The sequence below is a fragment of the Arsenicicoccus sp. UBA6765 genome, assembly GCF_002453335.1.
Classification (GTDB): Bacteria; Actinomycetota; Actinomycetes; order Actinomycetales; family Dermatophilaceae; genus Arsenicicoccus; species Arsenicicoccus bolidensis.
The window spans coordinates 51,762-73,789 of the sequence record NZ_DKGR01000058.1; the positions used below are offsets into that span (position 1 = coordinate 51,762).

The 22,028-nt window shown below is 67.1% G+C and carries 14 protein-coding genes; 3 read left to right on the plus strand and 11 right to left on the minus strand.

The features are described from left to right. A partial coding sequence (locus tag B4K29_RS16180) for a Sir2 family NAD-dependent protein deacetylase (protein ID WP_286968154.1) occupies positions 1-691 on the minus strand: 691 nt, incomplete at its 3' end. 102 nt (positions 692-793) lie between these two features. Here B4K29_RS16180 and B4K29_RS16185 point away from each other — a divergent pair. Next, complete coding sequence (locus B4K29_RS16185; protein ID WP_239262518.1) at positions 794-1,711, plus strand: LysR family transcriptional regulator; 918 nt, start codon at positions 794-796, stop codon at positions 1,709-1,711. 6 nt (positions 1,712-1,717) lie between these two features. Here B4K29_RS16185 and B4K29_RS16190 read toward each other — a convergent pair whose 3' ends face one another. The 5 genes from B4K29_RS16190 to leuS all read right to left on the minus strand — a co-directional run bounded on the left by B4K29_RS16190 (position 1,718) and on the right by leuS (position 9,488). Beyond that, positions 1,718-4,300 (minus strand): ComEC/Rec2 family competence protein, encoded by a 2,583-nt coding sequence (locus B4K29_RS16190; RefSeq protein ID WP_286968142.1) that lies wholly within the window; start codon positions 4,298-4,300, stop codon positions 1,718-1,720. Beyond that, positions 4,297-5,292, minus strand: coding sequence for a helix-hairpin-helix domain-containing protein (locus B4K29_RS16195; RefSeq protein WP_286968143.1), 996 nt, complete (start codon positions 5,290-5,292; stop codon positions 4,297-4,299). The genes B4K29_RS16190 and B4K29_RS16195 overlap by 4 nt, the downstream gene beginning before the upstream one ends. Before the next feature lie 185 nt (positions 5,293-5,477). After that, on the minus strand, positions 5,478-5,654 hold the full coding sequence (locus B4K29_RS16200; protein ID WP_286968144.1) for a hypothetical protein: 177 nt from the start codon (positions 5,652-5,654) through the stop codon (positions 5,478-5,480). Positions 5,655-5,687: 33 nt separating this feature from the next. Then, positions 5,688-6,551 (minus strand): DegV family protein, encoded by an 864-nt coding sequence (locus B4K29_RS16205; protein WP_286968145.1) that lies wholly within the window; start codon positions 6,549-6,551, stop codon positions 5,688-5,690. A 3-nt stretch (positions 6,552-6,554) separates the two neighbouring features. Next, positions 6,555-9,488 carry a leucine--tRNA ligase gene (gene leuS, locus B4K29_RS16210; protein WP_286968146.1) on the minus strand — a complete coding sequence of 978 codons (2,934 nt, stop codon included), beginning with the start codon at positions 9,486-9,488 and terminating at the stop codon, positions 6,555-6,557. Between the two features lie 302 nt (positions 9,489-9,790). Here leuS and B4K29_RS16215 point away from each other — a divergent pair, with 302 nt between their 5' ends. Next, the gene (locus B4K29_RS16215) at positions 9,791-10,627 is read left to right on the plus strand and encodes a Cof-type HAD-IIB family hydrolase (protein ID WP_286968147.1); all 837 of its coding nucleotides are present in this window, start codon (positions 9,791-9,793) and stop codon (positions 10,625-10,627) included. Between the two features lie 398 nt (positions 10,628-11,025). Further along, complete coding sequence (locus B4K29_RS16220; RefSeq protein ID WP_286968148.1) at positions 11,026-11,304, plus strand: hypothetical protein; 279 nt, start codon at positions 11,026-11,028, stop codon at positions 11,302-11,304. Positions 11,305-11,315: 11 nt separating this feature from the next. On the opposite strand, the gene B4K29_RS16225 is transcribed toward B4K29_RS16220, so the two are convergent. From B4K29_RS16225 to B4K29_RS16245, 5 genes are all read right to left on the minus strand, one after another. Further along, positions 11,316-11,969 carry a hypothetical protein gene (locus B4K29_RS16225; protein WP_286968149.1) on the minus strand — a complete coding sequence of 218 codons (654 nt, stop codon included), beginning with the start codon at positions 11,967-11,969 and terminating at the stop codon, positions 11,316-11,318. Between the two features lie 74 nt (positions 11,970-12,043). Continuing rightward, positions 12,044-14,098, minus strand: coding sequence for a KAP family P-loop NTPase fold protein (locus tag B4K29_RS16230; protein ID WP_286968150.1), 2,055 nt, complete (start codon positions 14,096-14,098; stop codon positions 12,044-12,046). Beyond that, a complete protein-coding gene (locus B4K29_RS16235; protein ID WP_286968151.1) occupies positions 14,099-17,074 on the minus strand; it encodes a DEAD/DEAH box helicase family protein in 2,976 nt (991 codons plus the stop codon). Positions 17,075-17,077: 3 nt separating this feature from the next. Beyond that, entirely contained in the window at positions 17,078-18,919 is a 1,842-nt protein-coding gene (locus B4K29_RS16240; RefSeq protein ID WP_286968152.1) for a site-specific DNA-methyltransferase, read from the minus strand. 67 nt (positions 18,920-18,986) lie between these two features. Beyond that, the gene (locus tag B4K29_RS16245) at positions 18,987-21,878 is read right to left on the minus strand and encodes an SNF2-related protein (protein WP_286968153.1); all 2,892 of its coding nucleotides are present in this window, start codon (positions 21,876-21,878) and stop codon (positions 18,987-18,989) included. Positions 21,879-22,028: the final 150 nt, after the last annotated feature.

A 22,028-nucleotide genomic window follows, 5' to 3' on the forward strand; every position in this document is an offset into this window, starting at 1 on the left:
CCGCCCGCCGCACGAACCGGTAGCCGCTCATCACCTGCAGGCTCGACCCGAGCACGAGCAGCGCCGAGGCGGCCTCGACCCGGCGATAGGCCTCGTCGACCCGCTCCCGCGGCACGGACTCGCCGAAGAAGACGACGTCGGGCTTAAGCGCGTCCGACCCGCACACGACGCAGTGGGCCAGGTGGAACCGCTGGACGACGTCGTCGGGCAGGGCGATGTCCCCGTCCGGACGCACCTCGTCGCTGTGGACCTGGAAGTCGGGGTTGGCCTCGGCGAGGCGGCGCTGCACCTCCTCGCGGGAGGTGCGGTCCTCGCAGGTCAGGCAGCGCACGACCGTGAGGGTGCCGTGCAGCTCGAGCACGTCCCGGGTGCCCGCCTCCTGGTGCAGCCCGTCGACGTTCTGGGTGATCACGCCGTCCACCAGACCGGCCCGCTGCAGCGCGGCCAGCGCCCGGTGGCCGGCGTTGGGGCTGGCGCCGGTGAACCGCTCCCAGCCGACGTACGCCCGCGCCCAGTAGCGACGCCGCGCCTCGGGACCGCTCAGCAGCTCGGAGTACTGCATCGGCTGGACCCGCCGACGCCCGTCCGGCCCGCGATAGTCCGGGATCCCCGACTCGGTGCTCATCCCGGCACCCGTGAGGGCGACGACGCCGCCGTCGTGGACGAGCCGGGCGAGCTGGTCGAGGATCATGGACTGCACCCACCAAGTATGACGTCCGGCCCCGCCGCACGAGCCATAGGCGAAGCCGTACCAACCTCGACATTCAATAACATCAGGTTATAGGATGAGCCCATGATCGACGCCGCTGGACTCCGTGTCATGAAGGCCATCGCCGACGAGGGCAGCTTCACCGGGGCCGCTGCCGCGCTCGGCTACACCCAGCCCGCCATCTCGCAGATGGTGCGGCGCCTCGAGCAGCGCACCGGCACCGTCCTGATCGACCGCGTGGGCCGACAGGTGCGCCTGACCGAGGCCGGGCAGGTGCTCGCGCGCCACGCCGGTGGCGTTCTGGCCGCGCTCGACGCCGCCGAGGAGGAGGTCGCCGCCATCGCCGGGCTGCGCGCCGGCCGGGTGCGGATCATGTCCTTCCCGTCCGCGACCGCGACGATCGTGCCGCCCGCCCTCGCGGCGCTGCACCGCCAGCACCCCGACCTGACGGTGACCTTCAGCGAGAACGAGCCCCCCGAGGCCATCGCCGCCCTGCGCGAGGGCGAGTGCGACCTGGTCGTCGGCTTCTCCTACGAGAGCGGCTCGACGCCGACCGACGAGACCGACCTCGACCTGCTCGTCACCACCCCCCTGCTCGTCGACGAGGTGCGCCTGGCCCTGCCGGTCGACCACCCGCTGGCCGCGCACGAGACCGTCAGCATGGCCGACCTCGCCTCCGAGGCCTGGGTCGCGGGCTGCCCCCGGTGCCGCGTCCACATGGTCGGGCTGGCGGCGGACTCGGGCTTCGTGCCCAACCTGGCCTTCGAGACCGAGGACTATGTCGCCCAGCTCGGCCTGGTCGGCGCCGGCCTCGGCGTCGCCCTCATCCCCGACCTGATGCTGCGCCGAGCGGTCAACCCGCACACCGCGATCCGCGACATCACGCCGTGGTCGCGACGCCACATCGTGGCCGTCACCACCCCCGACCTGCAGAAGGTCCCCGCCGTCCAGGCCACCATCGACGCCCTCAAGACCAGCGCGTGCGAGTTCAAGCAGTCCTGACCCACGTCATCGGCCCCGACGGGCGACCCGCAGCTCGGCTCCGTGCCCGAGCACGGCGAGATCACCGGACTCGTCCGTGCGCTCGATGTGAAACCCGTTGCGCTGCAGCGTGGTCAGCGCGGAGGCCGCCGGCTGGCCGTAGTCGTTGTCGAGCCCCACGCTGATCAGCGCCAACGGGGCGTCGAGATCGGCGAGCAGCAAGGGATCCTGCTTGGCCGACCCGTGGTGGGCGACCTTGAGGACGTCGACCTGCGGGTGGACGGCCAAGCGGGACAGCGTCGTTCGCGCGTCGGACGCGAGCTCGGGCTCGGCATCCCCGGTCAGCAGCGCGGTGGTGCCGCCCACGTCGGCGAGCAGCACCAGGCTCGCGTTGTTGGGCACCGACCCCTCGCGGATCTCCCGCGTCGGGGCGACGACCTCGGCGCTCACGTCGCCGTAGGCCAGCCGGTCCCCCGCCACCAGGGTCTGCGGCCGCAGGTGATGGTCGGCCGAGAGCCGGTCGACCCTGGTGGCCTGCGCGGCGGGGTCGCGCGTGGCGGTGACCAGCACGGCGCCCACCGGCCAGCCGTCCAGCACCTCCTCGAGCCCCCCGACGTGGTCGTCGTGGAAGTGGGACAGGACGACGGCGTCGATCCGGTCGATCCCCAGGCGGGACAGACAGGGTCGTATGCCGGGATCGGCCGGCCCGACGTCGACGACGACCGCTCGCCCGGGTCCGGACGACAGCGCGATCCCGTCGCCCTGGCCGACGTCGCAGACCACGATGCGCCAACCAGCCACCGGCCACGCGGCCGAGCCGACGGGCACGACGAGGGATAGGCCGAGGACCACGACCGCGAGCGCCGCGAGGGGCCGGGCCCGGGTCCACCACGCCAGGCGCGGACCGCTGACGACGAGGACCAGGGTGAGCAGGGCGAGCAGCAGGGCACCGCGTCCCCCGTCAGGCCAGGGCATCGCGCCGTAGGGCACGTCAGCCGCCACACGCGCCACGCGGGCGATGAGCCAGGCCGGCACGGCGGCCGCCCACGCGACCACGTGAGCCACCGGCACGCTCACGACGGCGACCACGGCGGTGACGATCCCGAGGACGGTGGTCGGGCCCACGAAGGGAGTCGCCGCGAGGTTGGCGGGGACCCCGACCAGGCTCACCGACGGTTGGAGCATAATCGTCACGGGTCCGCAGGCCACCTGCGCGGCGACCGGGATCGCGAGCGCCGGCCCCCACGAACGGATCCGGTGCGGCAGCACCCTGCCGATGCGCTCGCCCCACGGCGTCGCGAACACCAGCAGCCCGAGCGTCGCGAGCGAGGACAGCGCAAACCCATAGGAGCGCGCCAGCCACGGGTCGTAGCAGAGCAGCACGACGATCGCGGCGCCGAGCGCGGGCAGGGCCGACCGGCGGCGCGAGGTGGAGACGCCGAGCAGGCCCACGGCCCCCATCACGGCGGCCCGGATGACGCTGGGCTCGGGGCGGGCCAGCACGACGAAGCCGGCCAGGCCGATCAGCGCCACCACGGGGCGCAGGCGGCGCGGCAGACCGAGCAGGGAGCACAAACCGATCAGGGCGGCCAGGACGATGCTGACGTTGGACCCGGACACCGCGCTGAGGTGGCTCATCTGCACCTCGGTCATGTCGGCCGTTAGGTCTGGCGGCGTCAGGCTCGTGTCCCCGATGACGAGTCCTGGCACCAGCCCTGCTGCGTCCTCCGGCACCCCGTCGACCGCAGCACGGAGGGCGGCGCGCACGTGCTCGGCGCCGACGAGCACCGGGCCGGGCTGACCGACCATGCGTGGCGGGCCCCGGACCGTGACGGAGGCGACGACATCACCGCCCGGCTCGCCGGGCTTGAGCCTGCCGGCCAGCTCGAGCCGCTGGCCCCACCGCACCTGGGTCCAGCGTTCGTCTCCGAAGACGAGGATCGGCGCGGAGACCCGACTGACCGAGCCGCGGCCCTGCACGGTGAGCACCCGCAACCGCGCCATCGTCGCGGGCGCTCGCTCGGCCCCACCGCCCACCACCCGCGGGTCGGACACCACCTCTGCGGTGAGGCGGACGCTCGCGCGCTGCGCCGCCAGCTCGTCCATCGTGCCCGCACCGCGCAGCCCCCGGTGCCCCACGAGCGCCGTCAGCGTCAGGGCGATCACCACCCCGGTGATCCCGACGACGGGCACCCACGACCGACCGGACCGTCGACCAGGACGTGCCCGACGCACCGACCACCGGGCCGACGCCACGGTCAGCACGACGCCAGTGGAGGCGACCAGCCCCAGGAGCCAGGTCGGGCGGTCCAGCAGGGTCGCGGTCAGGGCCCACGCGACGCAGGCCGGCAGGAGGAGGCGCACGTCCGAGGGCGTCTGCGGGCGGATGTCGTCGAGCCACCGCGACGGTCGTCTCGCGCTCCCCGACGACTGCCCGAGCCCGAGCAGTCGTCGGGCCTGGTCCTGGCGCTCGCGGCGGCGGGCGGCCTGAAGCTCCCGTGTCCCGGACACCTCCTCCGCGCCGGAGCCGCGAGCGCCCCGTCGATCGTGCGCCCCCGCTCCGCCGGGGCCGGACGCCTCGGGGGGATCGGGAGAGCCGGGGGTCGTCATACGCGCACCTGGGCCCGGAGTCGCTCGAGCAGCTTGGGCCCGATCCCCTGGACCTCTCCGAGCTCGTCGATGCTGCTGAACCGCCCGTGCTGCGTGCGCCACTCCATGATGCGACCCGCGATCGCCGGACCGACGCCGGGCAGGGTGTCCAGCTGCTCCACGGTCGCCGTGTTGAGGTCGACCGGGGCACCCGGGGCCGCGGTCCCCGCCGCACCGCCACCGCTGGGCGACGTACCTCCCGGGGGCGACACCCCGCCTGGCGATCCGGACTGGACCGGCGCCTTCTCACCGGGGCGCGGCACGTAGACCTGCTCGCCGTCGACGAGGACCCGAGCCTGGTTGAGGCCCCCGAGGTCGGCCCCGGGCAAGGCCCCACCCGCGGCCGCGAGCGCGTCCACCACCCGGGCCCCAGGAGCGAGTCGGACCACGCCGTGGCGCCGCACCTGACCGCCGACGTCCACGATCACCCCGGTCGACGCCGGGGAGGGCGTCGCGGATGCGGGGCCGGTCCCACCGCCCCGACCCGGAGACGCGGCCGCCACGCTCGATCCGCCACGCTTGACCCCGTCGCCCGCCTCGCGGTCGGCAGCCGCCGAGGGGACCGGCTCAGGCTCCCCCTGGTTGCGCGCCATGGCCACGCGGACGCCGAAGGCGACGCCCGCGAGCACCAGCACCAGGAGCAGGGCGAGCACCGCGGTCCAGCGGGGCTGCCAGGTGGCGCCGACCAACCGGGTCGGCAGCGACACGACCGCTGGCGCCGGTGGACGATGTCGCCCGGAGCCCTCGGGCGGGGACGGCGACAGCCGCCCACGACGCTCCAGCGCGTCCGGGCCATAGACGCGCTCCACGACGTTGTCGGGCAGGTCGTCCAGCGACTCGACCGATCCCGATCGGGGCAGCTCCATCCGCCACGCGGGGTCGCCCTCGCGCGTCTCGGTCGCGGTGATCCGCGCGAGCCGCTCCAGGTCCGGTGGTGGTGGTCGACGTGCCATGAGCGCGACGCTAGGTCCGCGCGCCCGGGCCCGGCAGGGCACGCGCCACGCCTGTGGACAGTCGTCCCCGCGTCGCGTCAGGGTGTGGACAAGTCGGTGAGCAGACGGGTTCCGCCACGTCGTCGATGAGCATCGCGAGCGAGAGCTCGGCTGACCAACCGATCCGGACGATCAGGCAGGAATGCTCACCGAGCGGAGCGGGCCGCTGCGAGCTCGGCGACCAGGTCATCGACGTCCACGCCGCGGTCGCTCAGCACCACCTCGAGCGCTGATGCGGCAGACCGGAGGGAGGCCACCTGGACGTCACGGTCCATGGGGGTCGGGATGAACCACCCCACCGTGACCCCGTGCCGCGTCGCCATGCCCACCTCCCGATGTGCATCCGTGTGCACACCCTAGGGGCGCGGGGAGACGACGACCGCGGTCGTGCCGGGTCCGACGTGGCAGGCGGCCACGGGACCGAGGGGATACACCTCGATGGGGGTTCCCTCGGGACAGCGGACGCGCAGCGCCTCGACGACCTCGTCGGCGCGCAGCTCGGCGTCGAGCTGGTGGACGGCGATGTCGCAGCCCCCCTCACCGCACGCCTCGGCCGCGGCGACGGACCGGTCGACCATCTCCTTGACCGCCCGCGTCGACGTGCGGACCTTGGCGACCGGCTCGATGTGGCCGTCGTCGATGCCGAGCAGGGGCTTGATCGACAGGGCGGTGCCGAAGAACGCGGCGGCTCCCCCGATGCGGCCGCCCTTGCGCAGGTAGTCCAACGACTCGACGCAGAAGGTCAGGGTCGCGTCCTCGGCCCGGCGGCGTGCGGCGGCCCCGGCCTCGGCGGCGGTCGCCCCGTCCTCGACCATCGCGGCGGCGGTGAGCACGCCGAAGCCCATCGCCATACCGATGGAGCGGGAGTCCACGACCTCGACCGGGATCGGCGAGCGGATCGCGGCGAGGACCGCGGCCTCGACCGTGCCGGACAGCTCCGAGGACAGGTGGACGGACAGGACCTCCTCGCAGCCTCGCTCGGCGGCCCGGCGATAGGCCAGCAGGAAGTCGGCGGGCGAGGGGCGCGAGGTGCCGAGCTTCTTGGCGCGGCGCAGGATGCCGGGGACCTGGTCCTGCGGCAGCTCGCCCTCGATGCGCTGCTCCCCGTCGGCGACGAGCACGAGCGGCACGACGTCGATGCCGTGGCAGGACACCGACTCGGCGGGCAGGTAGCCCGTCGAGTCGGTGACCAGCCCGACGGAGGGGAACAGGGTCGTCATCGATCAGCCGGCGACGATGTTGACCAGCTTGGGGGCCCGCACGATGACCTTGCGGATCGTCTTGCCCTCGAGCAGCCCCTGGATGCGCTCGCTGGCGAGGGCCGCGGCCTCCAGGTCGGCGTCGCTGATGTCGGCGGCCACCTCGAGGCGGTCGCGCACCTTGCCGAGGACCTGCACGACGCACGTGACGGTGTCGTCGACCAGGAGCGCGGGGTCGGCGGCGGGGAACGGCTCGTGCACCACCGAGGACTCGTGACCCAGGCGGGACCACAGCTCCTCGGCGATGTGCGGCGCGACCGGCGCCACCATGAGGACCAGCGCCTCGGCGGCGGCGCGCGGCACGACGTCCAGCTTGGTCAGCGCGTTGTTGAGCTCGATCAGCTTGGCGATGGCGGTGTTGAAGCGCAGCCCGTCGTAGTCCCGCGCCACCTGGTCGATCGTGCGATGCAGGAGCCGGGAGGTCGCGTCGTCCAGCGGCCCGTCACCGACCCGCACCTCCCCCGTCTGCTCGTCGACGACGTTGCGCCACACCCTCTGCAGGAAGCGCTGCGACCCGACGACCGCGCGCGTCTCCCAGGGCTTGCTGAGCTCGAGCGGTCCCATGGCCATCTCGTAGACGCGGAAGGTGTCGGCGCCGTACTCGTCATACATCTCGTCGGGGGAGACGACGTTCTTGAGGGACTTGCCGATCTTGCCGAACTCACGGTGCACGACCGAGCCCTGCCAGGTGAAGACGCCGTCGGCGCTCTCGGCCACCTCGGCGGCGGGCACTGGCTGACCCCGGTCGTCGCGGTAGGCGGCGGCCTGGATGTATCCCTGGGAGAAGTAGCGCCGGAACGGCTCCTCGGAGGTCAGGTGGCCAAGGTCGTGCAGCACCTTGACCCAGAAGCGGGCGTAGAGCAGGTGCAGCACCGCGTGCTCGACACCACCGACGTAGAGGTCCACGCCGCCAGGGTCGGCGGCCCCCGCCGGCGCCCCCGCGACCGCGGTCGCCTGCGGCCCCATCCAGTAGCGCTCGACCTCGGGGTCCACCATCGCCGTGGCGTTGGCCGGGTCGAGGTAACGCAGGAAGTACCAGCACGAGCCGGCCCAGTTGGGCATGGTGTTGGTCTCGCGGCGGTAGCGGCGCACGCCGCGCCCGTCCCCGAGGTCCAGCTCGACCTCGACCCAGTCCCCGGCGCGGGACAGCGGCGGCTCCGGCTCGGACGAGTCGTCGTCGGGGTCGAAGGTCTTGGGCGCGTAGTCCGGGATCTCCGGCAGCTCCAGCGGCAGCATCGACTCGGGCAGCGCGTGCGCCACCCCGTCCTCGTCGAAGACGATCGGGAACGGCTCGCCCCAGTAGCGCTGCCGGCTGAACAGCCAGTCGCGCAGGCGGTAGGTCACGGTGCCCTGACCCCGGCCGGTGCGCTCCAGCCACTCGATCATCGTGGCCCTGGCCTCGTCGAGCGCCATGCCGTCCAGCGACACCTCGTCGTTGCGGGAGTTGACGGCGACCCCGGGTGCGACATACGCCTCGCCGCTGTTGACCGAGCCCGGCCACGACGAGTCTCCTTGCGGCGCAACGACGTCCAGGATCGGGATCGTGAACTCCGTGGCGAACTCGAAGTCGCGGGCGTCGTGCGCCGGGACGGCCATGATCGCCCCCGTGCCGTAGCCCATGAGGACGTAGTCGGCGATGAACACCGGGACCTCGCGGCCGTCGACCGGGTTGGTCGCGTAGGCGCCGGTGAACACGCCCGTCTTGGTCTTGTCCTCCATCTGGCGCTCGACGTCGCTCTTGCGGGAGGCCGCGAGCTGGTATGCCGCGACCGCCTCGCTGGGGGTGTCGGCGCCACCGGTCCAGTGCATCGGGATGTCGCTCGGCCAGGCGTCGGTGACCAGCTCGTCGACGAGCGGGTGCTCCGGCGCGAGCACCATGAAGGTCGCCCCGAAGAGCGTGTCGGGACGCGTGGTGAACACGTCGATCGGCTCCCCGGCCGGCCCGGTGAAGGTCACGCGGGCGCCGTGCGAGCGGCCGATCCAGTTGCGCTGCATGGTCTTGACCTTGTCCGGCCAGTCCACGCGGTCGAGGTCGTCGGCGAGGCGGTCGGCGTAGGCCGTGATCCGCATCTTCCACTGGCGCAGGGCCTTGCGGAAGACGGGGAAGTTGCCGCGCTCGGAGCGGCCGTCGTTGGTGACCTCCTCGTTGGAGAGGACGGTGCCGAGGCCGGGCGCCCAGTTGACGGGAGCCTCGTCGGCGTAGGCCAGGCGGTAGCCGTCGATGACGGTGGCCTGCTCGGTGGCGCTGAGGTCGCGCCAGCTGCGGCCGGCCCACTCCCCCGTCAGCGCGCGGGAGCCGTCGGCCAGCTGCACGACCAGCTCGGTGATCGGCCGCGCGCGGCCCAGACCCCCGTCGGGGCGGGGGGCGCTCTCGTCATACCAGCTGTTGAAGATCTGCAGGAATATCCACTGGGTCCAGCGGTAGTAGTCCGGGTCGATGGTGCGGATCGCGCGCCGGTCGTCGTGGCCGAGGCCGAGGCGACGCAGCTGGCGCGCCATGATGACGATGTTGTCCTCGGTCGTCGTGCGCGGGTGCTGGCCGGTCTGGACGGCGTACTGCTCGGCGGGCAGCCCGAAGGCGTCGTAGCCGAGGCAGTGCAGGACGTTCTTGCCGGTCATGCGGTGGTAGCGCGCGTAGACGTCGGTCGCGATGTAGCCGAGCGGGTGCCCGACGTGCAGGCCCGCGCCGCTCGGGTAGGGGAACATGTCGAGGACCAGCAGCTTCTGCGCCTGGGTGAGCGGGTTGTCCGGCTCGGCCCACGGACCGGCGGGGTTGGGCGCGTGGTAGGTGCCCTGCTCCTCCCAGCGATCCTGCCAGCTGGTCTCGATCTGCCCCGCCAGCGCGGCGGTGTAGCGGTAGGGGTGCTCGTCGCGCGTCTCGGTGGCCGTGTCCGTCATCGTCTGTCTCCCTGGGTCCTCGGTGTGGCTCGCTGCTGCTGCGGACTCGCATGCCTCCAGACACACGAACGCCCCTCACGCAGAGGGGCAGCCGCGCTGATGTCCGACTCGCTCAGCGCGGCCCGACAAGGAGCTGCTGGTGGGCCACCTGCCCAGGCTACCGCAGGGTCATCGGGGGCTGGACGAGCAGGCCGTATGCCGAACCGCCCGTGACGCGGGGTCACCGTGTGATCGGCTGGGGCGTGGTGGCGGGGCGCCATACGATCGGGGCATCCCCGCCTTCGCCGACCGAGAGGTGCCCCATGCCAGCCCGCCCCTGGACCACGATCGCCCCCGGCCCGCACGACGTGAGACTCGTGGTCGCCGACATGGACGGGACGCTGCTGGACGAGTCCGGGGCGGTGCCCGCGGGCTTCTGGGGGCTGCTGACGCTGATGGGTGAGCGCGGGATCACCTTCGTGCCGGCCAGCGGTCGCCAGCTCGCCACGCTGCAGCGCGTCTTCGAGCGCGCGCCGCAGGGGCTGTCCTACGTCGCCGAGAACGGCACCCTCGTGGTCCACGACGACGAGGTCGTCTCGACGACCACCGTCTCGGCCGAGATCACCCACGAGGTGGTCGACGTGGTCCGCGAGGCCGCCCGCGACCACGACCTGGGCCTCGTGGTGTGCGGCGTGCGCAGCGCCTACGTCGAGCGCAACGACCCGGCCTTCCTGGCCGAGTGCGAGAGGTACTACGCCAGGCTGGAGGTCGTCGGGGACCTGCACGCCGTCGAGGACGACGTGCTCAAGCTCGCTGTCTACGACTTCGAGGACGCGGAGCGTCACGTGGACGCGATCTTCGGCGAGGTCGCGCGCACCCACCAGGTCGTCCTGTCCGGCCAGCACTGGATCGACATCATGGCCCCGGGGGTCCACAAGGGCCACGGGGTGCGGGCGCTGCAGTCGCGGCTGGGCGTGACGTCCGCGCAGACGGTCGTGCTCGGCGACTACCTCAACGACCTGCAGATGCTCGGCACCGCGGACTGGTCCTTCGCAATGGCCAACGCCCACGACGACCTGATCGAGCAGGCGGCCTATCTGGCTCCCGCCAACACCGAGGACGGTGTGGTGCGCGTCCTCACACGGCTGCTCGGGGCCTGACGGCGGCCCGTATCGACGCCCACCTCGGTGACTACGCCGACGCTCGCGCCCACCTCGACGACGCGCTCGGACTCCTCGCCAACTGCGCCGACATCCACACCCGCTGCGACGACACCAACCGGCCCTTCGAGATGCTCCTCGACCCGCAGGTCGACGCCAACGCACTGACCTGGGCCGCAGACGTGAACAAGGCCCGAACCTCCGCCAACATTTCCATTGGCGAGGGTTCGAGCCTTGTGCGCGGGGTGGCCCTATCGAGTGTTGATACAAACAAATGGGCGCCTCTGTTGGCACGGGACTGGGAGCCCTCCTCGTCGGCTCAACCTGCGCCTGACTATGAACGAAGAGGCCCGCTTCGTCAACGGCAAAATCGCCTGACCCCTGAGCAGGTCGCAGCGATGGCCGAGCGCTACCTCGAGGGCGCCAACGTGAACGAGCTCGCTGCGGACTTCGGCTGCGCACGGCAGACGGTGGCGCTTCGCCTGAAGGCTCATGGGGTCCAGATGCGCAACCAGCCCGCGACCCCTGATGAGATCGCCCAGGTTGTCGAGCTGTACGCATCTGGACTCTCCCTGGTCGGTGTCGCCGAGCGCACCCGGTTCTCACCGAAGTCGGTGCTGAATTACCTGCGGGTCGAAGGCGTCCAGCTGCGGGACACTCACGGTCGGCCGCGCTGATACCGACGAGCTCAGGCGCCGAACCGGGCTCGCGCTGGCTTCACCGCGTGGGTGTCGAGAAAGTCGAGGGCGAGGCCCGCCAAGGTTGCGAATCGCAGATCTAACAATGGCTGCCCATCGTGCTCTGTCGGTGGGTCCGGGAGGCGGAAGTTCCGCAGGCCGCGCGGCCCCGTGAACCCGCCGCTGTCCACCGATGCGTTTTCACGAATCACGCCACTTACGGCCATGCCGTGGGCATCCTCGAAGCACGCGACGTCGGCGAGCGCCTCGCCCGTGTCTGCCCGGTACAGCTCGGCGAGCGCACCGGGCAGGCCCTGCTTCTCCACCTCGTTGCGGAGTTCACGGAAATAGAGCATGAGCTGATCCGCTCCGAGCTTGTCCTGCACCGGTCCGTACCAGCCGTCAAAATCTTCAACGAGACCGCGCAACTTCTGCAGCACAAGCGTGGAACGCCTGATGTCGACGACCAATGAGCGGATGTGCCCCAGCTGCTCGCCAAGACGCGAGCAGCACTCCAGCTGGTGAACTCGATCGCGAGCCGATTGAAGAAGACCCTCCACCTCGGAGAGGACCTGGTCAGCGGTCACGTTTTGCGGGCGCAGATGAGGCAGGTCCGGGATGTGTGGCATGTCGGGGAAGGCGCCAAATGACGACAGTTTCATCACCCGAGCTCCTTCCAATGCTGTGAGGCGGCGCAGCAGTGACAACCGCGGGACTAAGTCGGCTATTCCTCCAGGTGTCACCAGCTTTTGAGGCGCCAGCCTTCTCGATACTTGTCCGCGAGGGCCAATTCCTCGTCCAGGCCGGGGACGCCTGCGTGCTTGACCTCGTCCAATCGAGCGTGCAGTACGGATTCGTTGCCGAAGATCTCGATTAGCGAATCCCAGACGAGGTGCTTCTCCCGCCGAACTGCGCGGTTCCCCATCGAGTTGCTGCGCACGATGGACACTGCTGCTTTCAGAAGGGCAGCCGTCAGTTCGGTCGTCTGCGGGACGGGCATCTCGGCCTCACCCTCACCTCGGCCCTGCTTCTCGAAGATGTACAGGCGCAGAAGCTCATGCTCAGCGGCCAGCTCGGGCTCTGATGCCGCGCGCACGCGCTCGCGCCATGCCTTCTCCAGATCGGTGGCGCGCGTTTCGGAGGTTAACTTGTGCCCGGCGCCCTCGCGGTAGCCAACGGTGGTGGTCAGTTCGAACTCGGCCGACAACGACAGCAGCTTCGGGATGATCTGGTCGACTAGCGCCTCGAGGCGCCCGTGATCCTCCACTTGGCGAAGCAGGCGGTAAACGACACGGCCGACGACCATCCGCGAGTCGAGTCCGAACATGTCGCGCTCAACGTCGGGCAACTGCGGAGCGACGTTAAGCAATGCGGTGACTCCACCGACCACATCCTCCTCGGCGAACTGCGATTCCAGGTTCTCCAGTGACGCGATGACGTCGTGGATCCTGTCCGCTGAGATCCCGGACAGGAAGCCCGCGAGTGTGTCGCCATCGCGCATCAGCGAGTAGGCGTGTTCGGCTTCAATGTGGGCTTGCATCTCCGGCCCGATAGCACGTTGCAGGTAGACCCAAAGGACGTCGGGGTGCGCGACTCGCCGAGCCGTTAGCCATTCGCCGGCCCAGTCCGACCCGTAATTCATGCCGCCGAGGTGGCGCGCCCCCGCCGGAAACACACGCTCCACAAGTGCGCGGACGACCGCGGAGTGCCCGCCCGCGGCGGTCAGCAGCAATTCGACCTGTGCCTTGAGATGTGCCAGGTCACTACCGCCGTGCATGATCGGGGACGCTGTGGTCAGGCCTGCGACAACCTCTGGAAGGCGCCGGTGAATGTCTGGCAGGAAGACACGGATCGCTTCGAGCGCCGCGACGTCAACGAGTGAAACCTCACCTTCGAGTTCGACCACCGAGCCGCGTACCGCCAGCGTGTATCTCCTGACGTCGCGCATGTTGCTGATCAGTGGTCGGACAATCTCGTAGTAGACATCGGCCCAGCGGCCCTCATCGAACGGTCCAGGCTTCTCCACGCCGGTTAGTGCCGCATCGATGCCTGCGAACACCTGCGAGTCCAAGACCTTGGGCGGCACCGCTGGGAGATCGATGGCCAGCTGGAGGATTTTCTCGAGGTAGTCGCGTCCCGGGATCCCTTGCTCTGACAGTGCTTGCTCAACCCGATCACGATCAAAGGCGAGCACGTAGACGACCTTCGGGAAACTCGCCGTCAGGCGGACAAGCTTGAAGACATCGCGGATCTCGGCTGTCGTCAGCCGATCGATGTCGTCAAGCACAACGACCAGCGGCGTCTCGAGCTTGTTGAGCGCGGCTTCCAACCGCTCACGGCGTCCACGGACTCCCTCGCGTCGCGAGCTCATCAGCTTGCCGATGAGCTTCGCTCCACCCCGCGCGCGCTCAATCCACGGCCCGACGACCGGCAGCCAACCAAGTCCGCTGAAGAGTTCGCCGTACTCCTCGAAGTCCTTGCCAATCTCAGCCATGCCAGGCTTGAGCTTGAGCTCAGCACCGACCTCGATGAAGAATCGCTCGACAAGTTGGTCTGCACCGCTGAACATCCACGGATTGAAGTCAACGATTGGCACGGACCTGGCAGTCAGGGACTCGCGGGCGAAATTGACGAACGTTGTCTTCCCCGAGCCCCAAGGCCCGAGAACGCCGACAACAACCCCACCGCTGACGTCGATCTCGAGGACGTGCGCCGCAAACTTGGCAGCAGCTTGCCGCCGTCCAAGCGAGTCCTGCGATCCATCAACGAGTGGGTTGTCCGCGCTGGTCGTCATTTACAGGTTCCAGCTGCCAGGGGCACTAACGGCGTACGCCGGAACGTCCGCCGATCCGATGCCCAATTGCTTGAAGTGCTCCGTCGCGGCCTTGATCTTGGCGTTTTCGATCGGGCGGCGCTTGGACTCGTCGAGCGTGCTCTTGGTCTCGCGGATCATGTAGATGCGATTCGTTCCGTCCTCGTCCTGTTTGATGATCGCCCAGTCCGGGTTGTACGGGCCGACCGGCGTTTCGATCTTGAACTTGTCGGGCAGTTTCATGAAGAACTTCACGTCTTCGCGGGAGTCGAGCTTCTTGGCGAACTCTCGCTCGGGAGCGTTGGCGCCGTCGGAGTCGATCTGGATGTAATCGAAGTCCGTCTTGGACTTGTCCTGCACCTCGTAGACGCGGTCCATGAAGAGGTCGCGTTCTTCGGCACCGTCAGCCTGCAGCTCGCGGAGCTCGTAGACGTAGCCGTTGATCTTCTCGTACTGGACGCCGTCCTGAACCGAGGCTGCAACGACGTTGAGCAGGTTGCGCTTGACCATCGCGATGAAGTCGTTCGGGTTGCCGATGAACTCGTTCAGCTTGCCCGACCTGGTGAGCACGTCGACGAGCGTTTTGCGGGTGAGCGACGTGGCTTCCTGTAGCTCGCTGATGATGTCGGGCAGCTGGTACGCACCGGCCAGGTCAGCGGAGCGACTGGCCTTCTCCTCGGTCTTGGTGCCACCTCGCACGAGCTTTACGCCTGCCTTGGTGACCTGGACTCGGAGCGGCTGGATCGGCTGCTCGGCCTTGATCTTGTTGACCGCGTTGGCGATGACCTCGTCCCGGTTGAGGGTGACGCGGTAGGTGGTGCGCCGGGAGATCGTGCGCCAGAACTCCTCGAACCACGGCGAGGTGTAGATCTCCTTGTTCAGTTTGCGGCGCACGCGCTTGCGGTCGCTCTTCACGATCCGCTCGACGCGGCAGTTCAACATGACCTGCACCATGTCTTCGGTCGGCCAGAAGAAGTCGGGCTTCGGGCCGAATGAGAAGTCGATCGTGTCGGGCGCGAACTTCGCGGTGACCTTGCCGTCCTTGTCGATGAACCGGCGCTCGACCAGCTCGTCCCAGATCAGCTTGGAGCCAGCGAAGCCAAGGCGCTTCTCCTCGCCCGTCTTCTCGTCCTCCATGACGATCTTGGCGAACTCGCCCACGCGGACGAGGCCGATGCTGACGCCGGAGTCGCGGTATTCCTTCTGCAGACTGTCGGCGAACTCGCGGTAGGACTCGTTGGCGACCACCGCCAGCTGGGCGATTCCGCGATCGGGCACGCGCTCGCCGGACTGGTTCACCGGCAGGCGCAGACCACGTCCGATCGTCTGACGTCGCTCGGCTGCCTCACCCATTTCACGCAGGGCGCAGATCTGGAAGATGTTCGGGTTGTCCCAACCCTCTCGAAGCGCCGAGTGGCTGAAGATGAATCGCACGGGCTCGTTCTCGTCGAGGAGTTGAGCCTTGTTGCGCATGATGAGCTCGTAGGCGTCGTCGTCGGCTGCGGTCGCACCACTGGTGTCCTTGAAGGTGTCGTGCTGGCCCTTCTTGCCCTTAAGCACCGAGAAGTAGGCGCGTCGGTAATCGACTGGGTCACCGGGCAGGATTTCGCGCCACTGCGCGCTCTTGTCCCGCTCTTCGCGGAAGAGCTCGTCGAACCACTTCACGAAGTCGCCGTCGGCGGTGTTGTTGTCGTAGCCCTCGCCGAGGAAGCTGGCGACCTTGTCGACGAAGAACAGGCTCAGCACCTTGATGCCGTGCGGGCGCAGCATCGTCTCCTTGCGGAGGTGCTCGCGGATGGTCTCGCGGATCATTTCGCGGTAGATCGAATCGTTCGATCCGCCGATCGTCTCGCCCGCTTGGAGCCAACCGTGCGGGAACAGCTCGACGGATTCGGGTTCGATGCTGAGCTCGTTGAGACGCCAGCCCTCGTAGGCCGAGTTCTTGGTTACGACGGCCAGGTCCTGGCCGTTCTTGACCGCGACCGTCTTGCGCTCGATGGAGCCATCCGACTCCTTGCGCACTGCGAGTTCCATGCGCGCAACGAAGCCCTTGTCGTTACGCACCGATTCCAGCTTCACGTACGGTGCAGCGTCTGCACCCTGCTGGACGGCTTCGGCCACGACGATCTGCTTCACAAGGCCCAGGTCGTGCGCGTCAACGGGGTCGAGGCGATAGACGACGTTGCGGGTCTTGCGGTGCGTGGCCGAGTAACGCAGCGTGCAAAGCGGGTCGAGCTCCCCGACCGCCGACTGGCTGAGCAGCGACTCCATGTTCTGCGGCTCGTCCATGATGACGACCGGGCGCGTGACCTTCAGGTAGTCGATTGGGCGCAGGCCATTGAGCTTGTCGCGGGTCTGGTGGATGACGCGGGAGTTCTTGTCACCACGCAACGCGTGGATGCTCATCACCATGATCTGAACGCTGGTGCTCGTGGCGAAAGATTGCACCTCCTCGGCGGTCGAACCGCTGTAGACGGTTGCGTCGAATGGCTCGGCGTAGAGATCCTGGAAGTGCTTGGCCATCAGCTTGATGCTGGTCGTCACGCCCTCCTTGATCGGCGTGCTCGGCACGAGGATGACGAACTTGCGGAAGTTGTACTTCTGCGCGAGCTCGAAGATCGTGCGCAGGTAGACGTAGGTCTTACCGGTTCCGGTCTCCATCTCAATGTCGAAATCGAGCGCACCACCGGCAAGCTCGGCCACGACCTCCAGACCGTTCCGATCCTGTACGGCCTGCAAGTTCTGCAGCAAGGCTTCTTCGTCGAGCAGCAGGTTGTTACCGACTGCACCAACCTCACCAGCGATATCGAGCGCCTGCTGGCCACCTGGCGTCGGCAATGAACCCTCGAGTTTGGTCTCTAGCGCATCGGCGTCAGCTGGCTGACCCTCGAAGAGGTCAACGACCGAGGCGATGGCTTCCTGCTGATAGGGCTGCTTGGGGTCAAACTTGAACTCCATCGCCTACGCCGTCCACAGTTCCACGCCGCGCGTCTTGGCTTCCTGCACCAGGTTCGTCTTGAGCTGATCATCGCCCTTGAAGGTGTCCTCCAGGATGATGAACTTCGCCAGATCCTCGCTCGCGAGCACCCTCCGAAGCTGCTCCAGCGTCGGCTTGGTGTGCTCGTCAAGGTAGGCCAGAACCAGACCTTCACCAACCGACTTGAGCTTCAGTCCGTCGACTTCAGTGTCATTGATCTGCTCGGTCAATGAGTAGCCCTGCTTGAGCAAGAGTTCGGTCAGGAGGGAGTCGGGCGTCGCGTCATCGTCTGCACTATCGCGAAGGTCGAGGATGTGCTGCTCGAGTGCGGTTGCCTCGACCTCGCTGGTGACTCGCCACTTCGAGAAATTCGTGTCGGTCAATTTGTAAGCCTTGTAACCCAAGTCCACCGACTGGCCGGTCGTGCTACTTGCGATTTGATCGCCAGCGCGCGAGATACGAGCACGAGCGATATCGGCGATTGTCCGGAAGCCCTTGGACGCAGCCACCGAATCCTCCTCGACGGGTTCTGGCAGCTGCACCTGAATGTGCCGTCGAGAGCCCTCGTCTTGAGCATTGGCTTCGAGAACTGCACAGGCAGTCGACCCAGACCCGGAGAAGAAGTCGAGGACCATGTCCTCGTCCGAGGTCACCGAAAGGATCAGCTTCTTGAGCAGCAGTAGCGGCTTCGGGTACGAGAACTCGACCTCGGCCCCCATCACAGCCTCAAAGTCCTTGCGCCCGGCGGTAGTTCCTCCGTAATTGAGGATGGACCGGAGGAATGTCGTCCGACGCCCGTCGGTCGGAATAATCAGTCGGGGCTGCTTTCGACCGTCAGACCCCCAGTAAAGGAGATCCTCGGCAATCAACCGCTCGATCTCCGCCTTACCCCACTTCCACTGGCGCGTGAACACGTCTCCACTCGGGTTGGTGATCGGGAAGTAATTCTCGTGTCCAACACGTTCGTTGCTTGCATTGACCGCCAAGTTGGCCGTCTGGAGCTCGTCCTCGCGTCCTTCAAGCGCCTCTCGCACCTTGGTCCACTGCGCTTCGGCAATGTTCCGGTGACACGCGATCACATATTCGTGGACCCGACGGAAGGTGCGCACGGCCTTGAGCGTCCCAGAAGAACCCTCGGCCTCCTTGTTCCAGACGAGAACCTCAACGTTCGCCTCTCCAAAGACCTCGTCGCAGACACGCTTGAGGTTCTCCTGTTCGTGATCGTCAATGGAGATCAGCATCACTCCGTCCTGCGTCAGGAGGTTCCGAGCCAACTTGAGTCGCGGATACATCATGTTCAGCCAGTTCGAGTGATAGCGACCCTCGGACTCACTGTTGGTCGAGACCTTCTTGCCCTCTTCGTTGACCTGGCGGGTCCACTCGAGGTAGGTCTCCAGTCCCTCCTTGTAGTTGTCGGGGTACACGAAGTCCTTGCCCGTGTTGTACGGCGGATCGATGTAGATCATCTTGATCTTGCCGTGGTAGTGCTTCTGCAGGATCTTGAGCACTTCGAGGTTGTCGCCCTCGATGAATACGTTCTTGGTGGTGTCCCAATCCTTGCTGTTCTCGTAGTCCGGCTTGAGGGTCGCCGTGGTCGGCTCCTGCGCGGCTCGGAGCGCCCGCTTCTTGCCCGCCCAGAACAGTCCGAAGCGTTCGCGGTCGTCGCCCGCGTCGTCGCCTAGTAGTTCCTTCAGCTTCTCGACGTCCACCTTGCCGTCCGCGATCGCCTCCGGGATCAGCGCCGAGAGCTGGGCGGCGAGCTCCGTCTTGAAGTCGGGCGTGCCGCCCGGCGTTTCGTAGATGTCCTGTAGTTCGTCGTTGCTCATTGCTTGGTTCCTCGGGTGATCCCAGTTGGGTTGATAGTCGGTGTGGTCGCGGGGGTGGAGGTCGCCATCAGGTGACCACCTTCCAGCGGATGCTGAACAGGTGCTCGATGGTCTGCGTGCCCTTGAGCGCCTGCTCGATCAGCTCCAGGTAGTGGTCGGCTTCTTCACGCATCTTCTTGCGAGCGACGCGAGCTTCCTCGTCCTCTTCCTCAGCTCGCTCAGACCACTTGCGGGCTTCCTTTTTGAACTTGAGCTGCTGCATCGGCTCGTCGGTGCTGCGCGCGTTCTTGCGGGCCTCCTTCTCCTTGGCCTTGTACTCGCGGATCTTGCCCTCAGACTCAGCCCGCCGGTCTTGCTGATTCCGGTAGAGAAGTTCTTCTTGCTGGTCGTAGTAGCGGGAGTTGCGCCCTTGGACCTCCCGCTCCAGGTGCGCACGACGCTCCGCAAGATGCTGCTCGAACCTGGAGTCGTCGATCGAGAGCTGTGGCCCCTCCTCGGTGCAGACAAGATCGAGCAGGTCAGCGGCATACTCATGGTCGAGCCAGGTGCCATCATCAGTGAGACCACCAGCGAGCATGTAGGACTCACTAATGTCGTCGTTCTTGGCCTTCATGCTGAAGGTGACGAGCTTGACCGTGAGCTCGCCGGACTTGCCCGCTAGCTCCTTTGCAGCGCTGCTCGCGCGCTCGGACTTGCTGAGGCTGAACGTCAGTTCCTTGGCCGGGGTGTCGACCGTCTTGGCCGACTCGACAACGTGTCCCGCCAGCGGCCCGGAAAACCGGTACTGATGCGCGTTGTCGCGGGGTTCGGACTTGAAGTAGTAGCGACCGGTCGGCGCGTCCGCGACTGGCGACTCGTTGAGGACGAAGTGGCGTCCGTCGCCCTCGAAGTCGGCGTGGTCCGCAAGTTGGCGCTTGGCGACGGCCAGCAGTAGGCGCTCGAACTTGTTCAGCACTTCGCCGGACTGGGCGTCGTAGGACTTGAGGCGGTCTTGGACGTTCGGGTCGAGGTTGTCGAAGACCTTGGCCTTCGCCGCTGCCATCTCCGAGCTGATCTCGGTGGCGTACTGCTTCTCGAGCTCCTTGAATGCCTTGTCAATGTCGGCGTCGCTCCGAGAGTCGCTGAGGATGCGGTTGATGGTCTTCTCGAAGTCGAAGCCGTCCTCGATGGAGCCGAGCACTTCGTCCGATGCACCGAAGACACCCTTGAAGAGGTGGAACTTGTTGGCGAGCAACTCGAGAATTCGGGCCTCGGCGGCGTTGCCCTTGTTGGCGAAGTTGGCGACCACGACGTCGAACTTCTGGCCGAATCGGTGGACGCGTCCGATGCGCTGCTCGACGCGCTGCGGGTTCCACGGAAGGTCGTAGTTGACCAGCATCGAGCAGAACTGCAGGTTGATGCCTTCAGCGGCTGCCTCAGTGGCAATCATGATCGTGCCCTGATCGCGGAAGTAGTCCACGAGTGCTTTGCGCCGGTCAGCGGCAGGGATACCCGTGATGACGTCGCCGTCCTTGTTGGCCTCGAGCCAATCGCGGTAGATCTCGTTGGCAGCCGTGGAGTTGTTGGTTCCGTTGAACAGCACGAGCCCCTCACCGCGGCCAGCCTCAGTCAACGTGCGCGCGATGTACTCCTGGGTCTTCGTGGAGTCGGTGAAGATGATGGCCTTCTGCGGAGCGCCAATCTCCTTCAAGCGTTCAAAGCCCTTATCCAGGGCTTCGTTGAGCTTGACCGCCTTCTGGTTGACCGTGATGGAACGAGCCAGCGCCGCGTAGCTGCGAAGCTCATCAACCTCAGCACGCATCGCATCGACGGTCGCGGAGTCGAGCTTCTGACCGGCGCCTGGGCCGAACTCAGTCTTTGACGACGCGCCTTCCTCGAGTGACTCAAGCTCCTCTTCCGTGAGCTCATCCTCGGCGAAGTCGGCGAGGATCACTCCCCCACGGCTATCACGGCGGATGCCTCCACCGACCTCAGCAGCGAGCCGATCGGCGATCCGCTCCAACGTGCTTGAGACGGCATACGTGCTGGAGCCGAGGCGCTTGCGCAGGATCAGTGCGATCAAGTGGCGCTGCGAGTTAGAGAACGCGTAGACCTCGTCGCGTTGCAGGTAGTCGTTCACCTTGTCGTAGAGCTCGACCTCCGCCGGGCTGGGCATGAACTCAACGGTGAGCGGCATCCGTTTGGTGAAGTGGATGTACTTCTCCGCGTCCCGTCGAAGGGTGCGCTTGCTGATTGCTGCCACACGCTCGACAAGGTCGTCGTTGTCCCCGGCGACTTTGTTCTTGATGTAGCGCTCACGGAAGGCGTCGAGTGAGTAGAAGTAGTCAGGATCGAACACGCTGACGAGCCCGTACAGCTCCTCGAGGCGGTTCTGAAGCGGTGTCGCCGTCAGCAGAATCGTCTTGCTCGAACCACGAACAATTCGACTAATAGCCTCTGGGGCTTTGTTGCGGCCGGTGTAAAAGTTGCGGAGACGGTGCGCCTCATCACAGATCACCAGGTCCCACTGCCGCATCAGGCTAGTCTCGTGTCGCAGGGCGAACTCATACGAACAGATCAGCACCTCGATGCCCTGCTGAGCGGTGCGAGCAAGCTGCTCATCCTTGAGCTTGGGATCGAGGAGCTGGCTAGGAATGAGGAACTTTTCGAGCAGTTCCTGCTGCCACTGCTGACGCAGGCTCGAGGGCGTGATGATCAGGATCCGGCGCTTACGTTCAGCCCAGTACTGGGTGATAACGATGCCCGCTTCGATGGTCTTACCTAGACCTACCTCGTCAGCGAGAATCACGCCGTTCAAATAGGGCGTCTGCAATGCGAAAAGGGCCGCATCAATCTGGTGCGGCTTGGGCTCAACCTGGGCGTCAAAAAGGAGGCCCGCAAGTTTGCCGACGTGGTCGTTCGCATAGGAACGCTGAAGCTCGTAGGCGTAGTACTTCGCCTGGTATGCAGTTAGCTCCATCTGCGTCCTATCTTAGCAAAGGTCGACATTTCCTTGAAGTATGACTTCAACGGCCGAGCGGGCGCTCGAGCTGTCCAAGCATGTCATCACGGCCCGACAGTTGGTGGGACGTCGGTCTACCAGTAACAGGGCTCTTCCGACCTGAGTGTG

Coding starts and splice junctions, on each gene's coding strand:
- B4K29_RS16185 (WP_239262518.1), top strand. CDS start 794: ATGATCGACGCCGCTGGACTCCGTGTCATGAAGGCCATCGCCGACGAG.
- B4K29_RS16190 (WP_286968142.1), bottom strand. CDS start 4,300: ATGACGACCCCCGGCTCTCCCGATCCCCCCGAGGCGTCCGGCCCCGGC.
- B4K29_RS16195 (WP_286968143.1), bottom strand. CDS start 5,292: ATGGCACGTCGACCACCACCACCGGACCTGGAGCGGCTCGCGCGGATC.
- B4K29_RS16200 (WP_286968144.1), bottom strand. CDS start 5,654: ATGGCGACGCGGCACGGGGTCACGGTGGGGTGGTTCATCCCGACCCCC.
- B4K29_RS16205 (WP_286968145.1), bottom strand. CDS start 6,551: ATGACGACCCTGTTCCCCTCCGTCGGGCTGGTCACCGACTCGACGGGC.
- leuS (WP_286968146.1), bottom strand. CDS start 9,488: ATGACGGACACGGCCACCGAGACGCGCGACGAGCACCCCTACCGCTAC.
- B4K29_RS16215 (WP_286968147.1), top strand. CDS start 9,791: ATGCCAGCCCGCCCCTGGACCACGATCGCCCCCGGCCCGCACGACGTG.
- B4K29_RS16220 (WP_286968148.1), top strand. CDS start 11,026: ATGGCCGAGCGCTACCTCGAGGGCGCCAACGTGAACGAGCTCGCTGCG.
- B4K29_RS16230 (WP_286968150.1), bottom strand. CDS start 14,098: ATGACGACCAGCGCGGACAACCCACTCGTTGATGGATCGCAGGACTCG.
- B4K29_RS16235 (WP_286968151.1), bottom strand. CDS start 17,074: ATGGAGTTCAAGTTTGACCCCAAGCAGCCCTATCAGCAGGAAGCCATC.
- B4K29_RS16240 (WP_286968152.1), bottom strand. CDS start 18,919: ATGAGCAACGACGAACTACAGGACATCTACGAAACGCCGGGCGGCACG.
- B4K29_RS16245 (WP_286968153.1), bottom strand. CDS start 21,878: ATGGAGCTAACTGCATACCAGGCGAAGTACTACGCCTACGAGCTTCAG.